The organism is Pseudomonas sp. 2848 (genome assembly GCF_003253945.1).
GTDB lineage: Bacteria > Pseudomonadota > Gammaproteobacteria > Pseudomonadales > Pseudomonadaceae > Aquipseudomonas.
Map to the genome: position 1 here is coordinate 41,855 of NZ_QKZD01000004.1, position 25,333 is coordinate 67,187.

Here is a 25,333-nt window from a genome sequence, read left to right on the forward strand (position 1 = left end):
GCAAGATCTGCGAGGGTTGCCGAAACCGCTGGTTACCTTTGACCCAAGCAGATAGATGAACACTTGGTTTAGGCTCCCGGCCCGGATCTTTCTCCCTGATCTGCAGTCTTTGGTTTATCGAGAGAATAAGGAGATGCGCATGCTCGTTCGGTCACTGACCCTCGCCACCTTGCTTGCCGTAGCCGGCCCTTTGCACGCCGCCGACAGCGATGCCCCGCTGGCCAAGGAACTGGGCAAGGCCAGGCCATTGGTGGTCATTGCCCCGAGTTCAGCCGACCCGACCCTGCGTGGCCTGGAAGAGGCGCTGAAAAAGCCTGCGACCCAGGCCGGATTCAAGGAGCGTGGCCTGGTGCTGTACAGCGTCGCCAACATGATGGGCAAGCGTGAGGACAAGAACCTCGAGCAGCAGACCACCATGGCGTTGATCCGAGAGCTCAAGCTGGGGGCCAGCAAAGGCACCAAGGTGATCCTGGTGGGCAAGGATGGCGAGCGCCATGTGCTCAAGGACGACGACAGCGGCGAGAAGCTCGACCCGCAAGTTATTTTCAAGGCAGTCGATGAATTGCCGGCCAGCGAGCAGGCGGTGACAGCGCCGGAGCCGGTAGCCGCTGCACCAGCCGAGCCCAAGGCCAAGGACAGCAAGGCCAAGCCGAGCAAGCCCGCCAAACCTGCCGCGCCGCCCAAGCCGCTGGAAGACTGACGCCTCTGTCACGGCCCTCTGCACGAGCAGAAGGCCGTTCTTGTATCCCTGTGTATCTGCGCCTCGCCCCGACCCACTGCCATACAAAACCACGCCCGCTCCGATACATCGACGACACACCGCTGCGGCTCAATGGCTCCACTTTCCAACCACAGTGGAGCGACACCATGAAAACGACCCGTCAAACCCTCGGCCTGCTCGGCGCCACCCTGCTCGGCGGCATGGTCCTGGGCAACAGCGCCTTCGCGGTAGAACCGTTGGCCCAGGGCTACCAGCTGGCCGCTGCCAAGACCCCTGGCGAAGGCAAGTGCGGCGAGGGCAAATGCGGTGCCAGCGGCAAGGTCACGCAAAGCGAAGGCAAATGTGGCGAGGGCAAGTGTGGCGCCAGCGCCAAGGCCGGTGCCGAGGGCAAGTGCGGTGAGGGCAAGTGCGGCGACGCCTCGTTCGCCCGCACCGACAGCAACCATGATGGCAAGGTCTCGCGCGAGGAGTTCCTGGCCGTGGCCAAGGACCGGGCGGCCGACTTCGACAAGATCGACCGCAACCACGATGGCTTCATTTCCGAGCAGGAGGCCCACGATCACCTGGCGGCGATCTACAAGGCCAATGGCAAGGCGATGCCTGACGGGTTGTTCAGCCACCTGACCAGGTCCTGAAGCCTGTCGCGGGGCCAGCCCGCTCCCACCGGCATTTGCCCTGTGGGGGCGGGCTGGCCCCGCGATGTCGATCCCTGCCATACGGAACCCTCCGACCATGCCCCAACACACCTTGCACACCGGTCTCGGCCTGCGCCGCGGCCTGCTGCCCGACCTGCTGACCATGGAGGCGGGCGCAGTGGACTTCCTTGAGTGCGCCCCGGAGAACTGGATCGGTGTCGGCGGCGCCTTCGGCCAGGGCCTGGCGCGCCTGGCCGAGCGCTTTGCCATCGCCTGCCACGGCCTGTCGTTGTCATTGGGTGGCACCGCGTCGCTGGACCTAGGCTTCCTCCAGCGCACCCGGCAGTTCCTCGACCGCCACCAGGTGCGGATGTACAGCGAGCACCTGAGCTATTGCAGCGACGACGGTCACCTCTATGACCTGATGCCGATTCCGTTCACCGACGAGGCCGTCCACCATGTGGCCGCCCGTATCCGCCAGGTCCAGGACATCCTTGGCCGGCGCATCGCCGTGGAGAACATCAGCTACTACGCCGCGCCGTACCAGGCGATGGCCGAGCTGGATTTCGTCCGCGCCGTGCTCGACGAGGCCGACTGCGACCTGCTGCTGGACGTCAACAACGTCTTCGTCAACGCCTGCAACCACCGTTACGACGCCCGGGCCTTCCTCGCCGGCCTTCCCCGCGAGCGGGTGGTGGGCATGCACGTGGCCGGTCACTATGACGAGGCGCCGGACCTGAAGGTCGACACCCACGGCGCGCCGGTCAAGGAGGATGTCTGGGCCTTGTTCGCCGTCGCCTGCCAGCGCTTCGGCGCGCAACCCACAGTGCTCGAGCGCGACTTCAACTACCCGCCGCTGGCCGACTTGCTGGCCGAGACGGCGCGCATCCGCGACGTGCAACGTGCCCATGGAGCGTAAGACCATGATCGAAACCCTGCGCCACCAGCAGTTCACCCTGGCCCGCCACCTGCGCGACCCGGTCGGCAACCCGCCGCCGCCCGGTATCGAGGCGCGGCGCCTGAAGGTCTACCGCGAATTGTTCTATGGCGCCATCGAAGGGCTGTTGGCCGGCAGTTTTCCGGTGATGCGCCGGACCCTAGGCGATGAGCACTGGCATGCGCGGGTGCGTGACTTCTACGCCCATTACCGTAGCCAGACGCCGCTGTTTATCGAAGTAGCCGAAGCCTTCATCGACTACCTGCAGGGCGTCGCGCCGGACGCTCCCTGGCAGCTGGAGCTGGCGCACTACGAATGGATCGAAGCGCAGCTGTACCTGAGCGACGCCGAGGATCCGCCGCACGACCCGGACGGCGACCTGCTGGCCGGCGAGCCGCTGCTGTCGTGCGTGGCCCGGGTGCTGGCCTACCGCTGGCCGGTGGAGCGCATCGGTCCCGAGTATCAACCCGACGAGGCGCCGGAGCAGCCCACCTTGTTGCTGGTGTACCGCGACGCCAACCTGCAGGTACGCTTCGCCCGGTTGGCGCCTTTGGCCTGGCAGCTGCTGGTGGGCTTGCCCGGTACCGGGCGCGAGCGCTTGCGGGCGCTGGGGGATCAGCACCTGCAGCAGGGGCTGCAGATGCTGCGACAGTTGCGTGAGCAGGGCATCATCGTCGGTATTCGAGATGCCCTGTAGGCGCGCGCAGATGTACCGTCAGGCCACCGGGATCAACGGATCGGCTGCCGCCAGCGCTGCCGCGCGGTCAGCCGCCGGCGGATAGATCCATACCGAATTGATCTGCTGCTTGAGCTGCTTGGCCTCGGCCTTGTCCGTCGGCGGCGAAACGGTGCGCTCCCAGCCTTCGGTGTACACAGCGCCCCAGGCGCCCAAGTCCAGGCAGGTGACGTACTTGGGCTGGCTGTAGGTCATCGGTGCCACGCCGATCAGCTCGGCGGCGGCATTGTTGCCAGCGTAGCGGCCCAGCGGAATGGCATGCTGGCAGGACATCACTGCGAAGTTGCCAACCTCGTCGCAGGCAGCGTAGGCCACATCGCCCGCGGCGTACACCGTCGGGTTGCCGATGACCTTGAGGTTGCCATCCACATGCAGGCGGCCCTGGCGGTCGCGTTCGCCGCTGATCTGCTCGGTCAGTGGGTTGGCCTTGAAGCCCACGGTCCAAACAACGGTGTTGGCGGCGATGCGTTCACCGTTGTCCAGCAGCACGCCGCCGCCATCCACCGAGGCCACCGTGGCGCCGCAGATCCACTCGATCCCCAGCGCCGCCGATGCCTGTTCGATGGCCGGGCGAATGCCGTCGCCCAGGGCGGCGCCGATCTTCGCGCCGCGGTCGACCACGACGATGCGCGGCTTGACCTTGTCGCCCAGGATCGCTCGCAACCGGCTGGGCAGCTCGGTGGCGGTCTCGATGCCGGTGAAGCCGCCACCGGCCACCACCACGGTATTGCGTGCGGGGCTGTCGGGGCGGGCGGCCAGGGACTTGAGGTGTTCTTCCAGGCGGGTGGCCGAGTCGATCTTGTCGACATCGAAGGCGTGCTGGTCGAAGCCTGCCAGCGCCGGGCGGTTGAGCAGGCTGCCGCAGGCCATGATCAGGCGGTCGTAACCCATCTTGGCTTCGATGCCACCCGTCTGCCGATAGGCCACCTGCTGGTTGGCCTGGTCGATGTGGTAGGCCGTGCCTTTGACGAAGCGCACGTTGACCGCGTCGAACACCGCCTGCAAGGGAGCGGCCATGGTGTGTACGTCGGGTTCGTAGAAGCGTGGGCGGATGTGCAGCTCCGCCTGGGGGGCGAGCACGGTGATCAGCACGTCGTCGCGTTTGTGCAGGTCGAGCAGGCGGGCGGCGCCGAGGGCGCTCCACAGCCCGGCGAAGCCTGCGCCAATGATCAGGATCTGTTTCATGAGGGGCTCCTGGATGCCGCGATTATGGATGTTGTCGCTGCGGCAGTGGAAAAAGGGTACGCCTTGGGGGTGAGCCTGGATTGCGGCCCGACAAGCGTGGTGCAGATGCTAAGCGCCCCCTCGGTTTGCCCCTAGGCCAAAGAACCCTGGATTTCAGCCAGCGGCACGCTGCGGGCGAAGCGCGCCCTATAGTCTCGCGGGGTTACCGCCAGGTGGCGCTGGAACGCCAGGCGCATACGCTCCTCGCTGCCGAACCCGCACTGGCGGGCGACCTGCTCGATATGCTGGTCGGAGTTTTCCAGCAAGCGGCGCGCCGCCTCCAGGCGGAACACCTCGATGGCCTTGGCCGGGGTGCGGCCGGTCTTGTGCTTGTACACCCGGGTGAAGTTGCGCAGGCTCATGCGCGCCTGCTCGGCCAGCCGCTCGACCGTCAGCCGCGGGTCGCCCAGGTGCTCGCTGAGCCATAGGTGCAGGGCCTCGAAGGCGTCGCTGTCCTCGCCCTGGGCCTTGAGCAGTTCGCTGAACTGCGCCTGGCCGCCGGGGCGCTTGAGGAACACCACCAATTCGCGGGCCACCTGCATGGCCACCTCGCGGCCGCAGTCGGCCTCGACCAGGGCCAGCGCCAGGTCGATGCCGGCGCTGACGCCGGCCGAAGTCCACACCTGATCCTGCTGCACGAAGATCGATTCGGCATCCACCTCGATGGCCGGGAAGCGTCGGTGCAGGGCATCGCACATCGCCCAGTGGGTGGCGGCCCGGCGGCCATCAAGCAGGCCAGCGGCGGCCAGCAGAAAGGTACCACTGCATACCGAAGCGGTACGTCGGGCGCGTTGGGCGGCCTGGGCCAGCCAGGCGACCAGCTCGGCGTGATCGGGGAGGGTGCGGACGATCTCCGGGGCGCCGGGCACGACCAGCGTGTCGAAGGGCTCGTGCAGCCAGGGCGCCAGTGGCTCGGTGGCGACGGCCAGGCCCTCGGCGGTGGCCACCAGGCCCCCTTCGAGGCTGGCAGTGACCACCCGGTAGCCGGGCAGGCCGCGCGCGGCGCGGGCCTTGGTCGCGGCCCAGAACACCGTCTGCGCGCCGCTGAGGTCGAGCAGGCCCATCTGCGGGTAGGCGAGGAACAGCAAGGTGCGCGGCTGGTCAAGCGCGTGCACGGGCGCTGCGGGAATTTGCGGGATGTCGGTCATGGCGCGCTGCTTGTGGACGGGGCGTAGGCCCTAGTCGAGCAGGTGGCGCGATGATGTTCAAGCACGACGCGATGGCCGTCAGACCTGGGCTCTTGTGGGAGCGGGCCAAGCCCGCTCCCACGCTGTTACCTGGCCGACCTAGAAGCTGTAGTCCACCGTGGCGAAATACGAGCGCGGTGCGCCCAGCAGCCACTGTTCGCCGCTGTAGCTCGACTGGGCGTACTCGCGATCGAACAGGTTGTTCACCTGCAGGCCCAGGCGCACGTCGGGTAGCACCTGCCAGCCGATGTTGGCATCGACCACGGTGTAGCCCGGCACGCGTTGGTCATTGGCGGCGCTGGTATAGCGGGCGTCTACGTAGCGCAGGCCAATACCGGTGTCGACGCTTTGCCCGAAGCCTTTGCTCAGCCACAGGTTGGCGGTTCGACGTGGGACGTCCTGAGGGTGGTTGCCAGACCGGTCGTAGGAAACGCCTCGGCTGAGCTGAGTGAAGTCATCGTACTTGGCGCGCACCAAGGCTGCGTTGCCCGACAGTTGCCATTGATTGCCCAGTGCCAGCTCCAGGCTTGCCTCCAGGCCATCGGAGGTCTGTTGGCCTGCCTGCTGGCTGCGCTTGGAGACCACGTCGTACACCGGCAGCTTCTTCTTGACGATGTGGTAGGCCGCCAATGTCCATTCGCCGCGTCCGTCCCAGAACCGTTGCTTGAGGCCGAATTCGGTCTGCTTGGCTTCGGTCAGTTCAAGGCGTTGCTCCGGGCGCAGGGTCAGCAGGTCACCGACACCATCCTCGCTGGTGGAGTACTGGCCGTACACCGACAGATCGTCAGTCAGCGCGTACACCAGGCCGGCGCGCCAGTTGCCGCCACGCAGGCTCTGGTCTTCGCGAGTGTCCTTCACCAGGTCGTTGCGGTCGATGTGGTTCTGGTCGCGGCGTATGCCGGTGACCAGCGACAGGCGCTCGGTCAGTTGCGTGCGGTTTTCGGCGAACAGCGAGAAGGTGCTGGTTTTCGACAGCGTCTGCGGGCGCGTTGGATCCGCACTGTGGAACCCGCCGGGCGCCGGCCGCCAAGGGTCGAGCGGGTCGGTGTAGCCATCCTCATAGGGTGAGTTGCTGTCGATGTTGAAGCGGATCTTGTTGTACTCGGCGCCCACCACGGTCTTGCTGGCCAGGCCGAACAGCGAGTGATCGAAGGTGAAGCTCTGGCGGTCGCCGATCTGCTCCTGGTTGTGCTTGATCTCCAGGAAACTGCGGCGCTGGATCACACCGGCATCCCAGGCGTATTCCTCGGCATTGCGCCAGTGGCGACGGCTTTTGATGTAGTACAGCTGGTTGCTGGCGCTGATGCTGTCGCTGATGTTCCAGTCGCTGGTCAGCCGTGTCCACTCATCGTGGTAGCGCTGCTGGTCATTGCTGACGTTGTAGTTCTTGTTGCGCACGCGGCTGCGCAGATGGCCGTCGATCAGCGGCGTGCCGTAGTAGTTGGCAGGTTGTGCGTCGCCGCGTTCGTGGGACAAGGTGAAGCTCAGGTCGTCACTGGCATCGAAGCGCAGCGCGCCGGAAAACGCCAGGCTGCGCGAATCGGTGCGGTCGACCCAGCCGTTGCCCGCCTGCTGGTTCAGGGTGGCGCGGTAGCTCAGGCGCTCGCTCAGGCTGCCGCCGCTGTCCAGCCCCAGTTGCTGGCGGTCCCAGGAGCCATAGCCCAGGCGCAGGTGGTTGCGGATATCACCGCTGAAGGGCTTTTTCGGAATCACGTTGACCGTTGCCCCGGTGGCGCCCTCGCCATACAGCACCGAGGCAGGCCCACGGATCACATCGATACGCTCGACCATCCAGGGATCGACCGGGTAGGTGAGGGTGCCGGCGCCGGCGTACAGGCGCGCCCCGTCGAACAGGGTCATCACCGAACTCTGGCCCGTGAAACCGCGCGCCGACAAGCCGGTGCCGCCATCGCCAGGGGTACCGATGAAGGTGATGCCCGGCGAGCGGGTCACGGCATCCTGCACCGTGGTGTTGTTGCGCTGCTGAATCTGCGCGGCGGTGATGCTGCTGGTGCTCGCCGGGGTTTCCAGGGCACTGAGGTTCAGGCGTGAACCGGCCTGGGTGGGGGTGGCCAGGTCGACGGTCTGCGGGTCGCGGCTGTCGGTGATCGCCGTGGAGGGCAGGGTGAGCGCAGGGCTGGGCTGCTCGTCGGCCAGCGCCGGCAGGGACACGGCCAGGCAGGCCGCCAGGGTGTGAAGCTTGTTGATACGGGACATGTCGTTCCACTGCTGCAGGAAAGAATGGATCCCGGTGGAAAACACGCAACGGCGAAGCGCGCGCAGGCGCGCACGCGAATACCGGCCTGCGCCCGCCCACCGCGGGTTGCCAAGTGAAGCCTCAGGCCGGTCTCCGGGCTTGCGAGGGTCGTGAAGCCTTCACCTTCCCATGCGTGTGCACAGTGGTCTGTCGAAGGGTTCGCTCGCTTACCGTTGCGGGGGCAGCGCCGGACTTGTCGTGGTATCGACTCACCGGCTTCCCGTTTCACCTTGCGCGCGGCGGCGCAGGGCACCTGAAACTGGCGCGCATCTGACCACCGAACGGGCAGGGAGTCAATCGTCTGGATGGGTGGGCTGAATCTTGCTGAATCGCGGTTCAGAGCGGTTGCCGTCAGGCAGGTATTGTCTGCGGCCAGGCCTCGTGCATTGGCGCAGGCCGCGCAGGGCGCTACCATCGGCAGCCAGCCTCCTTATCCAACACCAACAAGCCAAGGACGCGTATGACCGAGCACGCCCTGTCCCTGCAACAACTCGCCGCCCCCGAAGGCATCTGCTACGGCTGCGGCTGTTCCCACCCCAGCGGCCTGCATGTGCAGAGCCACTGGGACGCCGACGGCATCCACCTGTCGTGCCGGCATACCCCCGACCCGACTTTCACCGGCTGGCCCGGCCTGGTCTACGGTGGCCTGCTGGCCATGCTGGTCGACTGCCACTCCAACTGGACCGCCATGGCCTGTCACTACCGTGCCGAAGGCCGCGAACCTGGCACCTTGCCACGTATCGACTGCGTCACCGGCCAGCTTGGCCTGACCTACCTCAAGCCCACGCCCATGGGCGTCGAGCTGCTGCTCAAGGCCCGGGTCGAGGGCGAGCTGGGGCGCAAGACCCGGGTGATCTGCGAGGTCTGGGCCGGGGATGTACTGACGGTCACCGCCGATTCGGTGTTCGTGCGGGTCGATACCGAGAAGCTCAAGCGCCAGGCCCATGGCGACGCCTGAACTTGCACCCATGGGGTGGGGCTGGCATTGTCGAACGTGACCCGGCTGCCCGACAGGATGTTGCCATGCCCTACCAGATTCGCCCGGCCCGTGACGAAGACTGCGTGGCCCTGAGCCTTGTCGGCCAGGCGACCTTCGCTCTGGCCAGCCCGCCCGATAGCGCGGTCAGCGCCCAGCAGCACTACATCGCCCACCATCTCCAGCCCGAACATTTCCAGGCGCACCTGGAGCACCCGCACAAGCGATTGCTGGTGGTCGAACGGGATGGCCAGGTGCTGGGCTACAGCATGCTCGACCTGGCGCCCGGCAAGCTGGGCATTGCCGAAGCCGATCAACTGGCGGAAATCTCCCGCTGCTATGTACTACCCTGCGCCCATGGCACCGGCGCCGCGCAATTGTTGCTCGCCACTACCCTGGCCCAGGTCGATGGCCAGGCGCGCCTGACAGTTAATGAGCTGAACGCTCGGGCGATCGGTTTCTATCAGCGCAACGGCTTTCGCAAGGTGGGCGAGGCGATCTTCCCTTGCGGCGACGAGCGGCACCGCGACTGGGTGATGGTCAGGATGGCCGAAGATCATCTAGATTGAAGGCTCCCAACGCGAAGGCACCCCCATGACCGAACTTTCCGCATTCCCCATCACCGGCAAATGGCCGGCGCGACACCCCGAGCGTCTGCAACTGTACTCGCTGGCCACGCCCAACGGGGTCAAGGTCTCGATCATGCTCGAGGAAATCGGCCTGCCCTACGAGGTGCACAAGGTCAGCTTCGAAACCGAGGATCAGTTGAGCCCCGCGTTCATCTCCCTGAGCGCCAACAACAAGATCCCGGCGATTCTTGACCCCGATGGGCCGGGGGGCCAACCGTTGCCCTTGTTCGAGTCGGGGGCGATCCTGCAGTACCTGGCCGAGAAGAGCGGCCAGTTGCTGAGCCAGGACCCGGCCCAGCGCTACCAGACCCTGCAGTGGCTGATGTTCCAGATGGGCGGCATCGGGCCGATGTTCGGCCAGGTGGGGTTCTTCCATTTCTTCGCGGGCAAGGAGTATGAGGACAAGCGTCCCCGTGACCGCTACGTCAATGAGTCCAAGCGCCTGCTGGCGGTGCTCGACCGCCACCTGCAAGGGCGGGAGTGGATGGTCGATGCATACAGCATCGCCGATATCGCCATCTTCCCCTGGGTGCGTAACCTGGTGGAGCGCTACAACGCGCGGGAGCTGGTGGAATTCGACACGTTCAAGGAAGTGCAGCGGGTGCTGGCGCGGTTCCTCGAGCGCCCGGCCGTGCAGCGAGGCCTGAAGATTCCGGCATGACCTCGTCGGGGGCTGCGCGGCAGCCCCCGTCGCACATCCTCAGAGGATCTGGTTCAGCAACCAGTACAAGCACCCCGCCAGCACCATTGCCGCCGGCAATGTCAGCACCCAGGCCATCAGCAGGTTGACCAGCGTCTTGCGTTGAATCCCCGAGCCATTGGCCACCATGGTCCCGGCCACCCCCGAACTCAGCACATGGGTGGTCGATACCGGCAGGCCGAACATATCCGCCGCACCGATGGTGCACATCGCCACCACCTCGGCCGAAGCGCCCTGGGCATAGCTCAGGTGGGTCTTGCCGATCTTCTCGCCCACCGTCACCACGATGCGCCGCCAGCCGACCATGGTGCCCAGGCCCAGGGCGATGGCCACCGCCACCTTGACCCACAGCGGGATATAGCGGGTGGCGTCGTCCAGTTGGCGCTTGAACAACTGCACATGGCGGGCGGTATCGGCGTCGTAGCGGGCCAGCTGGTGCTTGTCGATCTGGCGGATGGCTTCGCTGGCCAGGTACATGTCGTTGCGCACGTTGGCCATGGCCTCGGCCGGCACGCGCTTGAGCGAGCCATAGCCCTTGACCTCCTCGCCGATCATGCCAGTCAGCGCGGCCAGCGCCGGCAGCAGCTCGGGGCTGGCCGCAGGGGTGGCGACGAACGCGGTCAGCACCTGGCGCGGATCGGCCGGGGCGGGCGCGGGGGCGGCCCGTACCAGCGCCTGGCGGGTGACCTCGGCGACGGCCGAGAACTGCAGGGCCTGCTCGTTGGGCATGGTCTTGTTCAGGGCATAGGCCATTGGCAGGGTGCCGACCAGGATCAGCATGATCAGGCCCATGCCTTTCTGCCCGTCGTTGGAGCCGTGGGCGAACGACACACCGGTACAGGTGAGGATCAGCACACCGCGGATCCACCAGGGCGGCGGTGTCTGGCCTTGCGGGGCCTGGTACAGCTCGCGGCGCTTGACCAGCGCGCGCAGGGCGAGCAGCAACAAGGCGGCGCAGGCGAAGCCGATCAAGGGCGAGAGCAGCAGGGCGTAGCCAACCTTGCTGGCCTGGGCCCAGTCAACGCCGCTGGTGCCATCGCGCCCGTGCATCAGCGCGTTGGCCACCCCCACGCCGATGATCGAGCCGATCAGGGTATGCGAGGACGAGGCCGGCAGCCCCAGCCACCAGGTGCCGAGGTTCCAGATGATCGCCGCCAGCAGCAGGGCGAAGACCATGGCGAAACCGGCCGACGAGCCGACCTGCAGGATCAGCTCCACCGGCAGCAGGGCGATGATGCCGAAGGCCACCGCGCCGCTGGACAGCAGCACCCCGAGGAAATTGCACAACCCAGACCACACCACCGCAACCGGTGCCGGCAGCGAATGGGTGTAGATCACCGTGGCCACGGCGTTGGCGGTGTCGTGGAAGCCATTGACGAACTCGAAGCCCAGGGCGATCAGCAGGGCCAGGCCCAGCAACAGGAAAGGGGTGACGGTGGTGACGACGGTGCCGCTGGCGCTGACGTCCTGCTTGAGGCTCCAGAAGGTGTAGGCCAGGCCCGCCAGCAGCAGGCCGAAGAACAAGGTGAGGGTGGCGCGTCCGGGTTTGTGGGCAAGGGGTGGGCCTGGGGTGCGCAGGCTCAGGTCGGGCTGGCTGGCCAGTGACGGGGTTGCCATGAGGGCTCCGGTTGGCGTCGGGCGGTGGTGCCGAAGGTATACAGCATAGAAACAATTCGTTACCGGGCCGTGACCTCGATCAATGAAGGCCCTAGGCTTGTAGGGGAACGATGTCGCAGGAGTACCTGATGATTCGCTGCAAACGCGTCTACGAGAGCGTCGAGGTGCAGGATGGCCAGCGCGTGCTGGTCGATCGCCTGTGGCCCCGCAATAAGCGCAAGGAAGACCTGCATGGGCAGTGGTTGCGCGAAGTCGCGCCCTCCGATGCACTGCGCAAGGCATTTCACGCCGGTGAATTGGACTTTGCAGCCTTTGTCCAGCGCTATCAGCAGGAACTGGCCGCCCACCCCGAGCACTGGTATCCGTTGCTGGACCTGGCCGGTAAAGGCGATTTGACCTTGCTCTACGCTGGCAAGGATACCGAGCACAACAATGCCCAGGTCCTGGCCCGGTGGCTGGAGGATGAGCTGGAGCGCCGTGGCCCGGCCAGTTCACCGGTGTGCTATGCCCCTTGAACTGATTCCCGCCAGCGATGACTACCTGACGTTTGCCCGCGACCTTACCCGCCGCGCCATGCTGCCGTACTACCGCGAGTTCGACCTGCTGTGGATCGAGGAAGCCTTCGACGAGGCCTGGGGCTGGCGCGAACAGTGGTTGGTGGTCGAGGACGATCAGGTACTGGGGTTCTGCAGCCTCAGTCAGGATCGCCAGGCGTTGTTCATTCGCGAGTTGCACCTGTTGCCCGAGTATCGTGGCCGTGGCGTGGGCAGCTGGGTGCTGGAGGAATTGGCCACCTGGGCGGCGCAACGCCGGCTGCCATGGCTGCGGCTGATGGTGTTCGCCAGCAACCCGGCGCGGCGCCTGTACCAGCTCCGGGGCTTCGCTGAAGTGGGCATGGACGAGTGTTTCGTGCGGATGCAGCGCCCGGTCGCCTGAGCTACTACTGACGCAGCCGCACCATCCGCCCCTGGACCAGCGTCGCCTCGAGCACCTGCCCCTGCAGCGCCAGCAGGTCACCGGCCAGCAGGTTCTGCAGCAGCGCCTTGCCGTCGAAGGTATTGTTCCCCAACTCGACCTCCCGCAGTCCCTCGACCCGCACCACCGCCTTGCCCACCTGTCCCAGGCGATTGCCACTGAGCAGCAGCGGGCCCGGCAGGGGCGTGGCATTGCGCAGGCTGACGGCGTACTCCGGGGTATTGCCGATGCGATTGCCGACCAGGGCCAGGGCCGCCACCTCACTGGCGTCCACCGCACTGCCCTGGCTGCTGGCCAGCAGGTTGTCGTCGATCAGCAGCGGCGCCTCGGGCGTGGGAGCGAGGTTGCGCAGCTGGATGCCGTTGCCCCGGCTGTCGCCGATGCGGTTGCCCGCCAGCCACACGGCGCCGCGCTGGTCGCTGATCTCGATGGCGGCCTTGGCGGCGCCGAGGATCAGGTTGCCCTCGACCAGCGCCCGGGTCTGGCCGCGCAGGCGCACGCCGCTGTTGTTGTCGATGCCCCGCACCTGGTTGTCATGCAGGTGCAGCTGGCTGTCGCGGGCGTCAATGGCGTATTGCTGCGAGCCTGCGAAGCGGCTGCCGGTGATGGTTGCCTGGCTGTGTTGCAGCTCCACCGCGCTGGACAATTCGCTGAACTGACTGTTTTCGACCAGCAGCGTGGCGGGGCGCGTACCGGCGGGTTGCTGGGTACTCAGCGCGGTGCTCAGGCCCCGGGACAGGTTGGCGTTGTAGCCCAGGCGCCGGAGCGTCGAGCCGATCACCTGGGTGTGGCTGCCGGCCCAGGCCACCACGAAGGGGCGCCAGGCGCGATCGGTGTTGCCCGGTTTGTCGCCGGCCACGCTCTCGAGTGTCGAACGCTCCAGCCCCAACCAGCCCTGGTTGATCAGCGCGGTGCCGGAAAAACTGTACAGGTAGAGATGGGCGCCCTCGAGCAGCAGCCCGGCATCGGCGCCGATCATCAACGGGTAGCTGAGCAGGTAGCCATCCTTGTAGGGCCTGAGCACCCGCGGATCGCGCAGCGCGTCATGCAGTTGCGCCAGGGTGATGCTGCCACCGCGCAGCACCACGGCCTGCGGGTGGTGCGCCTGGTAGCCGGCGATGGCGCGGAACAGGCCATTGTTGACGAACGGCTCGAACGGCCAGCTGCCGGCCTGGGACGAGAACATCGGTTGCAGGCTCACGCTGGCGCGGCCTGCGGGAGGCGCTCGACGGGCCTGTTCGAAGCTTACGGCCTGGCGGACCTGGCGACGCAGCTGGTCCAGCTGTTGCTGGTGCTGCGCCTGGGGCAGGGTGTCCATTACCGGCGCGGCCTGGGCGGTCGTCGTCAGTAGCAGGGCGGCCAGGCAGGTGAGGGAAAAGCGGCTGAACGGTGCCATGGAAGCGTCCTTGATCAAGGCAGGGTGGGATAGGCCGGCTTGAGCAGGCCACCGATCTGGCTGTAGTTGTCCACCTCGCCGTCCTCGCTGTCGTACAGCTGGCGGGCGAGGGTGTGCCCGGGCCGGCGGGCGAGGAACGGGATCAGCCAGGCCAGCTTGTACGGCGCGACTTCGGCCTGGCGCTGCCCCTTGAGCTCGGGCAGGGTGTCCGGGGCGAGCACGCTGCGGGCGGCGAAACTGGCCAGTTGGTCGAGGGTGCGCTGGTCGTCGTCGCTCCAGGCCAGGCCATTGGCGCGCGCCGATTCGCTCAGCAGCACCAGCGGCACCAGGGCGTACTGGCTGTAGTTGGCAGCCAGCCTGCTGCGCGCCACCTCCAGCGGCAGGTAGGCCTGGTCGCCGCTGCGCACGGCCTGGGCCAGGCCCCGGCGCAGGTTGCCGTCGGCCCAGCGGATGAAGTCGTCGCGGCCCACCAGCATGCCGGCGGCGGCCACCGCCCAGGCGGCCCAGTAGTCGTGGTTGTTGAAGTACACGGTGGTGGACTGGCGGCGCGGGTCGTATTCGCGGATCACCTGTTCGCCAAGCTGGCTGAACCAACGGTGTTGCACGGGGCTGAGGCGGACCTTGCCGTCGGCGGCCGCCTGGGTCAGCAGCACCGCGCCGGCCATGGCCGCCAGCGCCCACTTGCGCGCCGCCATGCCGGTGTTGCTGGCATCCGGATCGAGCAGGGCACCGGCTTGCGCCCAATGCCCCAGCCACTGCTCCTGGCAGGCCAGGGCCATGTTGGCCTCCTGGGGCTTCTTCGCCTTCTGGAAGCGCTTGCCGGCCTGGATCACGCCTGCGATGAACTGTTTGACCTGCCGGGCAATGCGCTCGCTGTCGGCGTCGGGCGCGGCGCGCAAGGTCGACTTGCTGGCGTCTCGTTGATCGTACTTGCTCTGCAGGTGCAGGCTGCCGGTATAGGGTGGTGGCGGTTGCTTGCTGCAGGTCAGGCTCTGGTAGTCGGCGATCAGGGCCGACTGCGCGGTGGCGCGGGCGGGCCAGATGGTTTGCGCAGCATGGCCGGGGAGGGGCAGCAGGGCGATTGCAAGCAGCAGGGGCACCCCTGTCAGCGATTTCACAGGCACAGGCGCGTCTCCACATCAGTGGCGGCCGTGCCGGCCTTGGTCGGCTCGAGGAATACCGAGAGCAGGTTGGCGCCGGCGAACTCGGGCGCCCGGCTCAGCTCCAGGTAGTACTGGCCGCCACCGACCGCCGCCTCGCGACGGAACCACACCTTGTCGCGGGCGCCGTTGTCGTAATAGACGATGATGTAGAAGTCCTTGACGTTCCTGTCGCTCAGGCGGATGTCGAGAAAGCCCTTGGACACCGCCTGCCGGGCACTTCCGGCATTGCTCAGCAGTTCGATGCGCTCGCCGACCTGCAGTGCCGGACGCTGCAGTTTCGTGCCCAGTAGCTCTTTGGACGTCTTGCAGCCACCGTGTATCGCGGGCACCAACTGGCGATACATCAAGGGCGAGTCCAGGCGGTAGTTGGCCGGCAGTTCCCAGACGATCAGCTTGGGCGGCGCCTCGGGCTTGTAGTCGGCGGACAGCAGATATTCCAGGAGCGAGCCGTCCTCGCCCACGCCGGGCAGTGCATAGTTGAGCACATCCGTCTGCAGGTACTGTTTCAGGTAGCCGTCGAAGTTGAACTGCTTGCTCTCGTCCTCACGAGCCGCGGCATTGCTGTCGCCGACCAGGATCACCTCGGGGTCGGGCGCTTCGTCGAACAGGGCATCGCTGCTATCGGCCACAGGCACGGTCTGGTAGCCGCGTACGTACTGGAACCCGTAGTTGTTGCCGCAGATGTAGCTCAGGGCCAGGTTCAGCGTGCCGTCCTTGGGTACCATCACGCCGGGCTCGGTGCTGTAGCGTTTCTTGCTCAAGCCACTGTAGAAAGGCTGGCGGCGGATCTCCTCGGCCATCAACCTGGCCGTGGCCTCGGCGCCGGCCGGCGTCCAGTGGTGGTCGCGGCGGAAGAAGTATTCGCCCTGAGGCGGCTGGCGCACCAGCTGCATCATCGGCGCCACCACCGCGCCGCCCTGGCGCAGTTGCCCCAGGTAGGTGTCGAGGTTGCGGCTGGCGCGTTCGAAGTCGAAGCCATGCAACTGGTCGGCGTAGAGCTTGTCGCGGTGCATCAGGCCGCGGGTCGGCTGGACCGCCATGGCCACCTGGATACCCTGGCGGTGGAAGGCGTCCATCAGCCGGGCGAACTCCGGGCGCATGGGCGCGGGAATGCCGAAGTCGTTGGTCAGGTCGACCATCGAGCGGAACAGCCAGCGCTCCTTGCCGGGGACGATCTGGCGCATCAGCTTCATGCGCCCTTCGGCATAGTGCTGCGGTTCGGCCAAGGCTGGGCAGACCATGCACTGCAGGTTCTCGCAGCCGGGCCGGGCGGGCTCGGCGGCCTGGCCGGGCAGGGCCGTCAGCGCCAGGGTGGCCGCCAGGCCAAGGGGGAGGAAGGTGTTCATGGGCCAGTCATCCTTGCGGCGGTGTGTCACTCGGTCGGGTCGATGCTGTTGGCCAGGCTCAGGCTGCGATTGCCAGGCAGCAGCACGTAGCTGTAGGAGCGGCCTTTCTTGAGGAACAACTCGTCGAAGCTGGCCACTTCCTGACCGCCGACATAGGCGGCGAAGTCGATCTTGATTTCGTTGACCATGCGCGCGCCAGTCTGGCCCTTGCTCAGGGCCTTGACCACCTCGTGCTTGCCGTCGGCGGTGCGCAGCGTGGCCTGGGCCGGGGTCAGGTTGTAGAAGGCCACCTGGGCCTTCTTCGGCTCGTTCACATACTGGTCGGCAATGAGCTGCAGTTGCTTGCCGTCGTACACCACGGTGCTGGCGGCGTTGGCCGCCAGGGTCGGTTCGATGGCCGTGGCGCCGATGCCGATCCTATGTACCCCGGCCGGCACGAAGCGGTAGCCGCTGAGCTGCCCCGGGGCGACCTTCTGCGCATTGAGCTTGCCGCTGAGGGCCACGTCGATGCTGTTATCGGACAGGTTGAGCACGCGCACGAAGGCCGAGTCGGCCGGGGCCACGGCGTCGTACAGGTCGGCATTGCCTTCGGCGGCCAGGGCGATGTGGCTGGCGGCGCTCAGGGCCAGGGCGGTGAACAGGGGCGAAAGCTTCATCAGGTTCTCCTTGGGACGTCAGAAATGCGCGGGCTGGGCGTCGCGGGCAAGCGCGCCGGGGCGATGGGCAAGCAGGGTGCGCAGGGGAAACTCCCAGATCACGGTGTCGATCTGCGGGTTGTGCAACTGGTCGCTGGCGAGGAACTGGTTCATCGCCTCGAACGGCCCACGGGCCTCTACGGCGACGGACAACAGGTCGCGGTTGAGCGCTTCCTTGAGGAAACCGACGAAGTTCCAATCGTCGATCTTGCTGTAGCTGGTGCCCACCAGCAGCAGGCTCTGCGCCTGTTCGGCGAACAGCTCGTCACTGCCCTGTGCGGCCTTGAGGGTTTCGTACAGTTCGATCGGATTGCCGCCGAACTGTGGCGCCAGGCGGGCATGGTCGAACTGCAGGTAGTTCATCAGGTCGCCCTTGACCGTCTTGTCGCCCGCCTTGTGCGAGACATACACCTGGTCACCGAGCAGGCGCGGGCGCTGGCGTGCCAGTTCATAGGCCGACAGCCGCGCGCCTTCCGGGCTCCAGTGAGTGTCGGACTTGAGGAACAGGCGCGGACCGGCCAGGTTGCGCAGGTAGGCGTCACGCAGCGGCACCACATCCAGGCGGCGCAGTTGCAGGTCGGCGACGAAGCGGTCATAGAGGCTGGCCACCCGTGGGTCGAAGGCGCGCTCGGCATGGGTGGCATAGATATCCAGCTTCATCGGCAAGGGCAGCAGCACCAGGTGCTTGCCGTGCTCGGCCAGTTGCTGCTCGACCTGGGCGATCTGCGCCAGCTGGCTCGCCAGGTTGGCGTCCAGGTCGTTGGGCACGCGGTACTCCTGGCTGGTGTAGAGCCAACCGTCCTTGCCCAGCACCACGCCCTGGGTGCCCTCGCCGAACAGCTGGAAGCGTGCGTCGGCCCACAGTTGAACCGAGGGTTCGCGCAGGAAGAAGCGCTTGTCGTAGACCTGCTCGAACTTGCGCAACAGCTTGCCGTCGACGAACAGGTTCCAGCTGTCGGTCTGGGCGCGGGCGAAGCTCAGCACTGGCGGCAGCGAGTAGACGAACATCGCCGCCAACGTCAGGGCAAAGATCACACCGTTGGCCTTGCTGGCCGTCTTCATCACCGGGTACACGGCACTCTCCTAGAACTGGAAATACAGGAACGGCGAAAACGAACTGGCCGCCAGGCTGCTCAGCGCCAGCAGAAAGCCCGCCCACAGCACCAGGCTGTGCAGTACCCCGACATGACGCATGAAGTAGCCGTCCTGGTTGCCGGCGTAGAAGCGCACGTTGTTGATCCCGGCCAGGATCAGCCAGGCGACTGCCACCAGGGCGAAGGCCATGGCCATCTTCGAGGCGCCGAGCACGTACAGCTCCAGCGAGCCGAAGCCGTTCAGGCCCAGCAGCGCCCGGTAGATGTCGAGGCTGTGGCGCAGGTCCATGGTGAAGAACAGCGGCATGCTCAGGATGATCAGCAGTGCGGTGCGCAGGTTGCGGCCCAGGCGGTACGGCGTGCTGACCTTGGTGGCCAGGCCGAACTTGCGCTCCAGCACCATGCCGATGCCGAAGAACAGCCCCCAGCAGATGAAGGCGAAGCTCGCCCCGTGCCACAGGCCCGACAGCAGCATGGTCCACACCAGCGCCGGCAGGGCGCCGGCCACGCGCTTGCGCACCAGGGGCATGTAGACGTAGTCGCGCAGGAAATGCGCCAGGGTCATGTGCCAGCGCGACCAGAACTCGGTGATGCTTTGCGACACATAAGGCTGGTTGAAGTTTTCCGGGAAGCGGAACCCCATCATCAGCGCCAGGCCCAGGGCCATATGGCTGTAGCCGGCGAAGTCGAAATACAGCTGCAGCGTCGACACCACCAGGCCGAACCAGGCATCGCTGAACTGCAGGCTGCCTTCGCCGATGAACAGCACGTTGATCGGCGCCAGGCGGTCGGCAATCAGCACCTTCATGATGAAACCGAGCATGAACCGGCACACGCCCAGCGAGAACAGCTCCAGCGAGTGGCTGCGCTGGCGCAACTGCGGGGCCAGCTGGCTGTAGCGCAGGATCGGCCCCGCCACCAGGTGCGGGAACAGTGCGACGAAGGCGGCGAAGTCGATGAAGCTGCGCGTGGGCGTGGCGTCCTTGCGGTAGATGTCGACGATGTAGCTCAGCGCATGGAACACATAGAACGAGATGCCCAGCGGCAGGAAGATGTTCTCCAGGGTCCAGGTGTCGATGCCCAGCGGCGCCAGCAGCAGGGCCAGCATCTCGGCGCCGAAGTTGGCGTACTTGAAGTAGCCCAGCGTCGCCAGGTTGCCAGCCACGCCCAACCACAGCAGGCGCAGGGCCCAAGGCTTGTCCGCGGCGTCCAGGCGTGCCTTGATGCCCAGGCCGAACGCGTAGTTCCAGGCGGTGATGGCGACGAACAGCAGCAGGAAGTCCGGGCGCCACCAGGCGTAGAACACGTAGCTGGCGGCAACGATCACCAGCGAGCGCCACCGCGGCCGGGCCAGGTAGTAGATAGCCAGGAACAGCGGCAGGTAGAGGAACAGGAATACGTTGGAGGCGAAGATCATGCAGGCCCGTCCTTAGTAGCTGATCACCACGCCGACACTCAGCTGGTAGTCGTCACCGCTGTCCAGCGCGCTGCCTGCGTTGAGGTAGCTGGCGCTGACCAGGGTGTTGACGTCCAGGTGCTTGCCGTCGAGGGCTACCGGGAACATCTTCCAGTAGTAGTTGAGGTCGATCATCTGGCCGACGTTGTCGCCCTTGCCGTGCAGCCCGGCGTTCAGTTCGCTCTGGCGTCGGGCGCGGGCATCGGCGGCCATGCGGATCGGCAGCGCGCCGCCCTCGTCGCGCAGGTTGAGCTGGGTCACCCGCAGGTCCAGGGCGCTGCGCGCGGTGGGGCGGGTCTCCAGGGCGAAGCCGTAGTAACTCAGGTTGCGCAAGTCGAGGGCGACGAACGCACTGGTCAGGCGCGTGCTGTACGAGCCCTGGCGGGTGATGCGGTCGGACTGGATCGGGTTGAGGCGGAAGCCGTCGTTGTCGTCGTCCGGCTTGTCGGTCAGGCCGCCGCGCAACGCCAGGCGCGGGGTCCAGGGCAGCGTCTCGAAGCGCTTGCCGACCTCGCCCAGCGCCGCCCAGCCTTTGCTGGCCTGGCCGGTGCGGGTGACGCCGTTGCCGGCGGTGTTGTCCATCTTGCCGTCCAGGGCCGCCAGTTCCAGGTGGTAGTCGGTGGCCAGGGGCAGGTTGTCGCCCTTGAAGAACAGTCCGTGGCGCCAGCCCTTGAAGTCGTAGCGATCGTCGACGTCGTGGTCGCTGCGGTCGTTCTCCTGCATCAGGCGCACCCCGACCTGGTTGTTCGGGCTCCAGCGATAGGCGTACTGGCCCATCAGGTACAGCGTGCGCTCTTCGCTCGCGGCCAGCGAATTGACGTCGGTGTTGTAGTTGTGGAATTTCTGCCCGAGCGCGACGAATGCGTCGGAGAAGGTGTCCTGATAGTCGAAGCGCACCGACTCCAGGCTGTCGTCCCACCAGATGCCGTAGTCGTCGGCGAAACGTTGGCGGCCGAACGACAGCGAGAAGCGCGGGTCGTCGCCGATCAGGTTGCGCTTGACGTACAGCTCGCGCAGTTCGGCGTACCAGCCCTCGGGTTGTTCGCGGGCATTGTTGTTGGTCGACTCGTTGGCCAGGTTGCTCGACTGGCTGGAGTCGTAGTTCAGCCACAAGCGGCCATAGACCATCCACCTGGCCCAGCGCTTTTCCGGCGAGTACCAGGCGAACGACGGCTCGTAGCGCAGGCTGTAGAAACTCTCGCGGTCGCGGCCGACCTGGGAGTCCTGCGGCCCGTAGCCGGTCTGCAGGGTGAGCTTGTTGAAGAACTCCGAGGTGATCACCGGCTCGCTGCCGTCAACGGTCGCGACGCGTATCGGCGCGCTGCTGTCGGCCTCCGGGCCGGTGACTTCCTCGGCTGCCAGCACCGTCAGCGGCGCCAGGGCGAGCAGGGCGCCGAGCAGGGGTGGGTGCGCTTTCACAGGGTGGGCTCCTTCAACAGATCGTTGCGCGCGGCCAGGGCGCGCTCGATGTCATCCTTGGGCAACGTCTTGTCCAGCCGCTTGATCAGGCCACGGGCGCGGGTCTCGCCGAGGTCGAGGGCGATGCGGGCGTAGGTGTAGGCCTTGACCGGGTCGTGGCAGATCGCACGGCCGCGCAGGTGCACGGTGGCCATGCGGTACCAGGCGGCGGTCGAACCCTGCTCTGCCTGTTGCCGCCAGATGGCCAGGGCGCGCTTCTGGTCGGGCTGGTCGAGGCCGCCCTTGCTGTAAAGGTCACCCAGGAGCAGGTGGGCGTCCGGGTAGTGGGCGGCGATCAGCTCGTTGATCAGTACATGGGCGTTGTACGGGTCCAGGGTCAGCCAGTTATTGACCATGTAGAACTGGGCATCCAATGCCTTGGCGCGGGTCGGGTCCTTGGCCCTTACCTGGGTGATCAATGCCTGGGCCTGCTCGGCGTTGTGCTCGGTGGGGTTGGAGATCATGAAGTTGGCCTTGGCCACCAGCGCCGGCAGGTAGCCACGGGCGACGGCGTTGTCCAGCCAGCGCTGGGCCTCGGCGATGCCGTCGGCGCGCAGCTGGTCGTCGGCCTTGTCGCGGGCCAGTTGCTCGGCCGTCGGCTCGACCTTGGCGCCCATGGCGCGGCTCTGGCGCTGCTCGCGTTCGGCGTCCAGTTCGGCGCGGGTGGTGCCATGGATGCTGTCCAGCAGCGCGCCGATGCGCTGTACCACCTCCACCGGCAGGCTGGTCATCTCCGGCTCCAGGCTGCGGGCGAAGGCGAGGAAGGCCGGGTCCTGGCGCTCGCCGAGGAAGCGGTAGTAACGCTCGATGCCGCGCGGGTCGATGCGTGCCGCCTGCTGGTACCAGCGCTCGGCCGCGGCGCGGTCGCCCTGGCGCTCGGCGACCACGGCGCGATACAGCTCAGGGCGGCAGTTGAGCAGGCAGCTCTGTTCGTACAGCGCCAGCAGTTCGGCGGCTCGCTCGCCGGGGAACAGCTGCGGATAGACCAGGAACACCTCCAGGCTGGTGCTGGTGCTGCGCGGATCACGGTCGTTGGGGTAGCGGGCCAGGGCCTGGCGCACCCATGCTTCGTGACTGCGCTGCAGGCGCGGGGTGCGGTCGAGCAGGCGTGCCAGCGAGGCCAGCGCCGGGATCTGGCCGTGGCCGTCGGCGAAGGCCTCCTGGTACAGGCTCACGATGTCCTGGCGGCTGGCACTGTCGCTGTTGGCCAGCACATCGCCAAGCAGTTGCTTGGAGGCCATGTCGCCACGCTCGGCGAGGGCGCGCAGGTCGCTCGTGACGTCGGCGCCCGGGTCCTTGTACAGCGCGTAGCGGATCTGCTCCAGGCTCTGCCCGGCCCAGCCGCTGCCTGCGCAGACCAGGCCGAGGCCGGCCAGCAACAGGCGCGGGGCGTTCTTGGCGTTCATGACCGGCCCTCAGTTGCCGCTGCCGAACGGCAGGCCCAGGTACAGGTCGACCGCCACGGCCTTCTGGTAGGCAGCCGCCGGCAGCGGGCTGTCCGGCTGGATGGTCAGCGCCAGGTTGTGGTTCAGCTCGTCGGAGCGGGCGTCCACCACCTTGCCGCTGAAGTGCTGGTCGAGGCCGAACACCTGCATGTCCACCGAGCGCACGCGGCTGACATCGGCGAGCTTGTCGAACGGCACGTTGGCGCGCACGAACATGGCCTCGCCCTTGGGCAGCAGGTGCATCATCGGCGCGGCCTTGTAGCCATAACCATCCAGCGGTTGCGATGGGTACCAGACCTGGCAGTCGCACGGGCTGTTGATCACCGTCTCGACGCTGGCGCGGCCCAACAACGCCTGCAGGTCGCCCGGGGCGAGGTCGGCCAGGGCTTTCATGTCCGCCGGGCTGGTGAAGCTGGTGGCCAGCTGGGTGGAGATGTTCGCCAGTGGCTGGCCGGCCTGCACTTCGCTCGCACCGGCGGGCAGCAGGTACTTCACGTAGCCGTTGTCCGGCATGCTGATGACCTGGGCGTTGCTGGCCACCGTGGCCTGCAGTGCCGGGATGCGGAAGAACAGCAGGTAGCCCTTGTAGCCGACGAAGCCCAGCGCGGCCAGGCCAGCGGCGGTGTACAGCGCGGTGCCGGCGATGGCCTTGAGGCGCTCGCCCGGCGTGCGCGCGCGGGCTTGCTGGTGCTTGCGCGCCTTGATGTAGTTTTCCCGCTGCATCACGTTGAACAGGCCGTTGATGTCGGCAACCTCGCCCGACAGGTAGGCGCTGATCAGGTAGCGCAGGATGTCGCGCTTCTGCGCGTCGAGGTCGACGAATTGCGCGCCGACCTCCTTGCCGCGCTGGGAGACGATGCGCACCTTGCCTTCGATCGCCAGGTCGACCTGGTTCAGACGCAGCTGGATCGACGCGTCGTACAGCGCGCCGATGGTCAACGGCGCTTCGTGCAGCAGGCCGATGCCGCCGAGCGAGATATCGGCAAGGTCCGCTTCGAATGGCTCGCCCACGGCGCCGCGCAGGCGTACACGGGCGTTCATGCGGGTGCGCACGTACTGACGCTCGTCGATGGCTTCGTGGACGATGTTGGCCGGGGCCGCGGGGGTATTGGAAGTACTCATGTGCAGGCGCCTTTCCTTAACGTTGCGTGAGTTCTAGAAGCACGGTGATGACCCCGAAGAAGATGGCGATCGAGGAGCACAACATCGCCTTCGAGGACCAGCGGTTGAGGCTGGCGTCGAAGTCGACGCTGCCGGTGGCCAGGGTGGTCTTCTGCCGCGTCCAGCGTTGCTGGTCCATGTGGAACATCGCGTAGACCTTCATCAGCGAGCCGACGATCTGGTTGTAATAGAGAACGAAGGGGTACATCGGGCTGACCGGGTGCCCGGCGAAGATGAACAGCACGGTCACCAGGCTGCGCGAGAGCAGCACCCAGAACAGGTACACCAGCAGGTACTGGATACCGAACACCAGGCCCGCCACCACCGAGGCGGTCAGGCCCATCAGGCAGGTCCACATCGACACCCGCTGGTCGAGCAGCGCGTACAGCGTGAACAGCCCCAGGCGCGCGCGGCCGAGCAGGGCAGTGGCGCGGAAGTTCTGCCGCAGCGAGTTGCCGTACCAGCGGAACATCAACTGGCGGGTGGCGACCCAGAAGCTGTCACTGGGTGGGTGCTCGACGGTCAGGGTGTGGCTGTCCGGCACGTAGAAGGTGTCCCAACCGGCACGCATCAGGCTCAGCCAGCTGGACTTGTCGTCGCCGGTGAGGAACTGGAAGCGGCCCAGGCGCCAGTGCTCGAGAAAGTCCGCCTCGACGTCGCGGATGAAGGCCGGGTCGGTCATCACCCCGGCGCGGAAGAACGACAGCCGCCCGGTCAGGGTCAGCACCCGGTGCGACAGGGCCATCGAGCACATGTTGATGTGCCGCTGCACGAAACGCATCGAATGCCACTGGCGCATCCAGCGGCTGCCCTCGACCTCACAGAACTCGTTGGTGGTCAGGCCACCGACGTCGGGCAGCACGGCGAACAGCTTGACCGCCCGCTCGACGCAGCCGGGCAGCATCATGGTGTCGCCGTCGACCACGCCGACCACCGCGTCCTCCAGCGGCATCTGCCGCGACAGGGCACGGAAGGCATGGGCCAGGCCATCGCGCTTGCCGGTGCCGCGGGCGCGGACGATGACCAGGCGGATGTCGTCGCGGCCCTGCACCTCGTCGCGCATGATGTCCTTGATGAACTGCTCGTCACCTTTCTCGACGATCGAGGCGATAACCGTGCACGGCACCTTGAGTCGTTGCACCTCCTGGAATACCGACTGGTACACCTTGAAGGTGGTGTGGGTGGGGATGCGAAAGCTGGTCACCACCATGAACATGTGCGCTGGCAGTGCCGCGTCGCCCAGCCGCTCGACCCGGCGGCGCAGGCGCGGGAAGCGCCAGTGCAGGAAGTACATGCCGCGCAGGTAATGGACGATGGCGTTGCCGTAGCGCCACATGCCCAAGGTGCCGATGATGAAGATGAACTGGTGGTGGCCGGGGTCCAGGTACTGCGGCGCGACCATCTGTGCGGCCAGTGTGATCAGTCCGGCGAGCAGCGCCCAGGCGCAGAAGGCGGCGGCTGCGCGCAGGTAGCCCGGGGCCGCGTAGGGCCGCTGTTGCTGTCGTTCCATGGCGCTGTAGCTCCT

At 66.7% G+C, this 25,333-nt stretch carries 23 protein-coding genes and 1 riboswitch; of the genes, 9 read left to right on the forward strand and 14 right to left on the reverse strand.

Going from position 1 to position 25,333, the window contains the following annotated elements; all coding sequences use genetic code 11:
- Positions 1-139: 139 nt before the first annotated feature.
- The 4 genes from DFS21_RS09425 (at position 140) to DFS21_RS09440 (ending at position 2,990) form a co-directional block, all read left to right on the forward strand.
- Positions 140-700: a DUF4174 domain-containing protein gene (locus tag DFS21_RS09425; RefSeq protein ID WP_110700728.1), complete on the forward strand. Its 561-nt coding sequence runs from the start codon at positions 140-142 to the stop codon at positions 698-700.
- A 167-nt stretch (positions 701-867) separates the two neighbouring features.
- Positions 868-1,356 carry an EF-hand domain-containing protein gene (locus DFS21_RS09430; protein ID WP_110700726.1) on the forward strand — a complete coding sequence of 163 codons (489 nt, stop codon included), beginning with the start codon at positions 868-870 and terminating at the stop codon, positions 1,354-1,356.
- 97 nt (positions 1,357-1,453) lie between these two features.
- Entirely contained in the window at positions 1,454-2,275 is an 822-nt protein-coding gene (locus DFS21_RS09435; RefSeq protein WP_110700724.1) for a DUF692 domain-containing protein, read from the forward strand.
- A 4-nt stretch (positions 2,276-2,279) separates the two neighbouring features.
- On the forward strand, positions 2,280-2,990 hold the full coding sequence (locus DFS21_RS09440) for a DUF2063 domain-containing protein (RefSeq protein WP_111532175.1): 711 nt from the start codon (positions 2,280-2,282) through the stop codon (positions 2,988-2,990).
- 18 nt (positions 2,991-3,008) lie between these two features.
- Here the strand turns inward: DFS21_RS09440 and DFS21_RS09445 are convergent, their stop codons facing one another.
- The 3 genes from DFS21_RS09445 to DFS21_RS09455 form a co-directional block, all read right to left on the reverse strand.
- A complete protein-coding gene (locus DFS21_RS09445) occupies positions 3,009-4,214 on the reverse strand; it encodes an NAD(P)/FAD-dependent oxidoreductase (protein WP_110700720.1) in 1,206 nt (401 codons plus the stop codon).
- Between the two features lie 131 nt (positions 4,215-4,345).
- Positions 4,346-5,401 (reverse strand): GlxA family transcriptional regulator, encoded by a 1,056-nt coding sequence (locus DFS21_RS09450; protein WP_110700718.1) that lies wholly within the window; start codon positions 5,399-5,401, stop codon positions 4,346-4,348.
- Between the two features lie 138 nt (positions 5,402-5,539).
- Positions 5,540-7,657: a TonB-dependent siderophore receptor gene (locus DFS21_RS09455; protein WP_111532176.1), complete on the reverse strand. Its 2,118-nt coding sequence runs from the start codon at positions 7,655-7,657 to the stop codon at positions 5,540-5,542.
- A gap of 106 nt (positions 7,658-7,763) precedes the next feature.
- A riboswitch (cobalamin riboswitch) is annotated at positions 7,764-7,969 on the reverse strand.
- A gap of 188 nt (positions 7,970-8,157) precedes the next feature.
- On the opposite strand from DFS21_RS09455, the gene DFS21_RS09460 reads away from it, so the two are divergent.
- The 3 genes from DFS21_RS09460 (at position 8,158) to DFS21_RS09470 (ending at position 9,963) form a co-directional block, all read left to right on the forward strand.
- Positions 8,158-8,655: a PaaI family thioesterase gene (locus tag DFS21_RS09460; RefSeq protein WP_102684116.1), complete on the forward strand. Its 498-nt coding sequence runs from the start codon at positions 8,158-8,160 to the stop codon at positions 8,653-8,655.
- Positions 8,656-8,720: 65 nt separating this feature from the next.
- Positions 8,721-9,242 (forward strand): GNAT family N-acetyltransferase, encoded by a 522-nt coding sequence (locus tag DFS21_RS09465; RefSeq protein ID WP_046855088.1) that lies wholly within the window; start codon positions 8,721-8,723, stop codon positions 9,240-9,242.
- A gap of 25 nt (positions 9,243-9,267) precedes the next feature.
- Positions 9,268-9,963: a glutathione S-transferase N-terminal domain-containing protein gene (locus DFS21_RS09470; RefSeq protein WP_111532177.1), complete on the forward strand. Its 696-nt coding sequence runs from the start codon at positions 9,268-9,270 to the stop codon at positions 9,961-9,963.
- Between the two features lie 39 nt (positions 9,964-10,002).
- Here the strand turns inward: DFS21_RS09470 and DFS21_RS09475 are convergent, their stop codons facing one another.
- On the reverse strand, positions 10,003-11,619 hold the full coding sequence (locus DFS21_RS09475; protein WP_110700708.1) for an inorganic phosphate transporter: 1,617 nt from the start codon (positions 11,617-11,619) through the stop codon (positions 10,003-10,005).
- 128 nt (positions 11,620-11,747) lie between these two features.
- On the opposite strand from DFS21_RS09475, the gene DFS21_RS09480 reads away from it, so the two are divergent.
- A complete protein-coding gene (locus DFS21_RS09480; RefSeq protein ID WP_111532316.1) occupies positions 11,748-12,134 on the forward strand; it encodes a DUF488 domain-containing protein in 387 nt (128 codons plus the stop codon).
- A complete protein-coding gene (locus tag DFS21_RS09485; protein ID WP_111532178.1) occupies positions 12,124-12,555 on the forward strand; it encodes a GNAT family N-acetyltransferase in 432 nt (143 codons plus the stop codon). Before DFS21_RS09480 ends, DFS21_RS09485 begins: the two co-directional genes overlap by 11 nt.
- Positions 12,556-12,559: 4 nt before the next feature.
- Here the strand turns inward: DFS21_RS09485 and DFS21_RS09490 are convergent, their stop codons facing one another.
- From DFS21_RS09490 to DFS21_RS09535, 10 genes are read right to left on the reverse strand one after another with little or no spacing between them, the layout of a single operon-like run.
- Positions 12,560-13,990, reverse strand: coding sequence for a right-handed parallel beta-helix repeat-containing protein (locus tag DFS21_RS09490; RefSeq protein WP_111532179.1), 1,431 nt, complete (start codon positions 13,988-13,990; stop codon positions 12,560-12,562).
- A 14-nt stretch (positions 13,991-14,004) separates the two neighbouring features.
- Positions 14,005-15,114 (reverse strand): polysaccharide lyase, encoded by a 1,110-nt coding sequence (locus DFS21_RS09495; protein WP_111532180.1) that lies wholly within the window; start codon positions 15,112-15,114, stop codon positions 14,005-14,007.
- A complete protein-coding gene (locus DFS21_RS09500) occupies positions 15,105-16,499 on the reverse strand; it encodes an alginate biosynthesis protein AlgX (RefSeq protein ID WP_110700700.1) in 1,395 nt (464 codons plus the stop codon). Before DFS21_RS09500 ends, DFS21_RS09495 begins: the two co-directional genes overlap by 10 nt.
- Positions 16,500-16,525: 26 nt before the next feature.
- Positions 16,526-17,155: an alginate O-acetyltransferase AlgF gene (locus DFS21_RS09505; RefSeq protein ID WP_110700697.1), complete on the reverse strand. Its 630-nt coding sequence runs from the start codon at positions 17,153-17,155 to the stop codon at positions 16,526-16,528.
- Between the two features lie 18 nt (positions 17,156-17,173).
- On the reverse strand, positions 17,174-18,268 hold the full coding sequence (locus tag DFS21_RS09510; protein ID WP_178082007.1) for an alginate O-acetyltransferase: 1,095 nt from the start codon (positions 18,266-18,268) through the stop codon (positions 17,174-17,176).
- 9 nt (positions 18,269-18,277) lie between these two features.
- Complete coding sequence (locus DFS21_RS09515) at positions 18,278-19,705, reverse strand: MBOAT family protein (protein WP_110700695.1); 1,428 nt, start codon at positions 19,703-19,705, stop codon at positions 18,278-18,280.
- 12 nt (positions 19,706-19,717) lie between these two features.
- Entirely contained in the window at positions 19,718-21,163 is a 1,446-nt protein-coding gene (locus tag DFS21_RS09520) for an alginate export family protein (protein ID WP_111532181.1), read from the reverse strand.
- On the reverse strand, positions 21,160-22,608 hold the full coding sequence (locus DFS21_RS09525) for a sel1 repeat family protein (RefSeq protein ID WP_111532182.1): 1,449 nt from the start codon (positions 22,606-22,608) through the stop codon (positions 21,160-21,162). Before DFS21_RS09525 ends, DFS21_RS09520 begins: the two co-directional genes overlap by 4 nt.
- 9 nt (positions 22,609-22,617) lie before the next feature.
- The gene (locus DFS21_RS09530) at positions 22,618-23,769 is read right to left on the reverse strand and encodes a PilZ domain-containing protein (protein WP_111532183.1); all 1,152 of its coding nucleotides are present in this window, start codon (positions 23,767-23,769) and stop codon (positions 22,618-22,620) included.
- A 16-nt stretch (positions 23,770-23,785) separates the two neighbouring features.
- Entirely contained in the window at positions 23,786-25,318 is a 1,533-nt protein-coding gene (locus DFS21_RS09535) for a glycosyltransferase (RefSeq protein WP_178082008.1), read from the reverse strand.
- Positions 25,319-25,333: the final 15 nt, after the last annotated feature.

Excerpts from the sequence above, each read along its gene's own strand:
- DFS21_RS09465 (WP_046855088.1), top strand. The coding sequence starts at position 8,721 with ATGCCCTACCAGATTCGCCCGGCCCGTGACGAAGACTGCGTGGCCCTG.
- DFS21_RS09450 (WP_110700718.1), bottom strand. The coding sequence starts at position 5,401 with ATGACCGACATCCCGCAAATTCCCGCAGCGCCCGTGCACGCGCTTGAC.
- DFS21_RS09435 (WP_110700724.1), top strand. The coding sequence starts at position 1,454 with ATGCCCCAACACACCTTGCACACCGGTCTCGGCCTGCGCCGCGGCCTG.
- DFS21_RS09475 (WP_110700708.1), bottom strand. The coding sequence starts at position 11,619 with ATGGCAACCCCGTCACTGGCCAGCCAGCCCGACCTGAGCCTGCGCACC.
- DFS21_RS09445 (WP_110700720.1), bottom strand. The coding sequence starts at position 4,214 with ATGAAACAGATCCTGATCATTGGCGCAGGCTTCGCCGGGCTGTGGAGC.
- DFS21_RS09460 (WP_102684116.1), top strand. The coding sequence starts at position 8,158 with ATGACCGAGCACGCCCTGTCCCTGCAACAACTCGCCGCCCCCGAAGGC.
- DFS21_RS09485 (WP_111532178.1), top strand. The coding sequence starts at position 12,124 with ATGCCCCTTGAACTGATTCCCGCCAGCGATGACTACCTGACGTTTGCC.
- DFS21_RS09535 (WP_178082008.1), bottom strand. The coding sequence starts at position 25,318 with ATGGAACGACAGCAACAGCGGCCCTACGCGGCCCCGGGCTACCTGCGC.
- DFS21_RS09505 (WP_110700697.1), bottom strand. The coding sequence starts at position 17,155 with ATGAAGCTTTCGCCCCTGTTCACCGCCCTGGCCCTGAGCGCCGCCAGC.
- DFS21_RS09430 (WP_110700726.1), top strand. The coding sequence starts at position 868 with ATGAAAACGACCCGTCAAACCCTCGGCCTGCTCGGCGCCACCCTGCTC.
- DFS21_RS09525 (WP_111532182.1), bottom strand. The coding sequence starts at position 22,608 with ATGAACGCCAAGAACGCCCCGCGCCTGTTGCTGGCCGGCCTCGGCCTG.
- DFS21_RS09500 (WP_110700700.1), bottom strand. The coding sequence starts at position 16,499 with ATGAACACCTTCCTCCCCCTTGGCCTGGCGGCCACCCTGGCGCTGACG.
- DFS21_RS09455 (WP_111532176.1), bottom strand. The coding sequence starts at position 7,657 with ATGTCCCGTATCAACAAGCTTCACACCCTGGCGGCCTGCCTGGCCGTG.
- DFS21_RS09515 (WP_110700695.1), bottom strand. The coding sequence starts at position 19,705 with ATGATCTTCGCCTCCAACGTATTCCTGTTCCTCTACCTGCCGCTGTTC.
- DFS21_RS09440 (WP_111532175.1), top strand. The coding sequence starts at position 2,280 with ATGATCGAAACCCTGCGCCACCAGCAGTTCACCCTGGCCCGCCACCTG.
- DFS21_RS09470 (WP_111532177.1), top strand. The coding sequence starts at position 9,268 with ATGACCGAACTTTCCGCATTCCCCATCACCGGCAAATGGCCGGCGCGA.
- DFS21_RS09425 (WP_110700728.1), top strand. The coding sequence starts at position 140 with ATGCTCGTTCGGTCACTGACCCTCGCCACCTTGCTTGCCGTAGCCGGC.
- DFS21_RS09530 (WP_111532183.1), bottom strand. The coding sequence starts at position 23,769 with ATGAGTACTTCCAATACCCCCGCGGCCCCGGCCAACATCGTCCACGAA.
- DFS21_RS09490 (WP_111532179.1), bottom strand. The coding sequence starts at position 13,990 with ATGGCACCGTTCAGCCGCTTTTCCCTCACCTGCCTGGCCGCCCTGCTA.
- DFS21_RS09480 (WP_111532316.1), top strand. The coding sequence starts at position 11,748 with ATGATTCGCTGCAAACGCGTCTACGAGAGCGTCGAGGTGCAGGATGGC.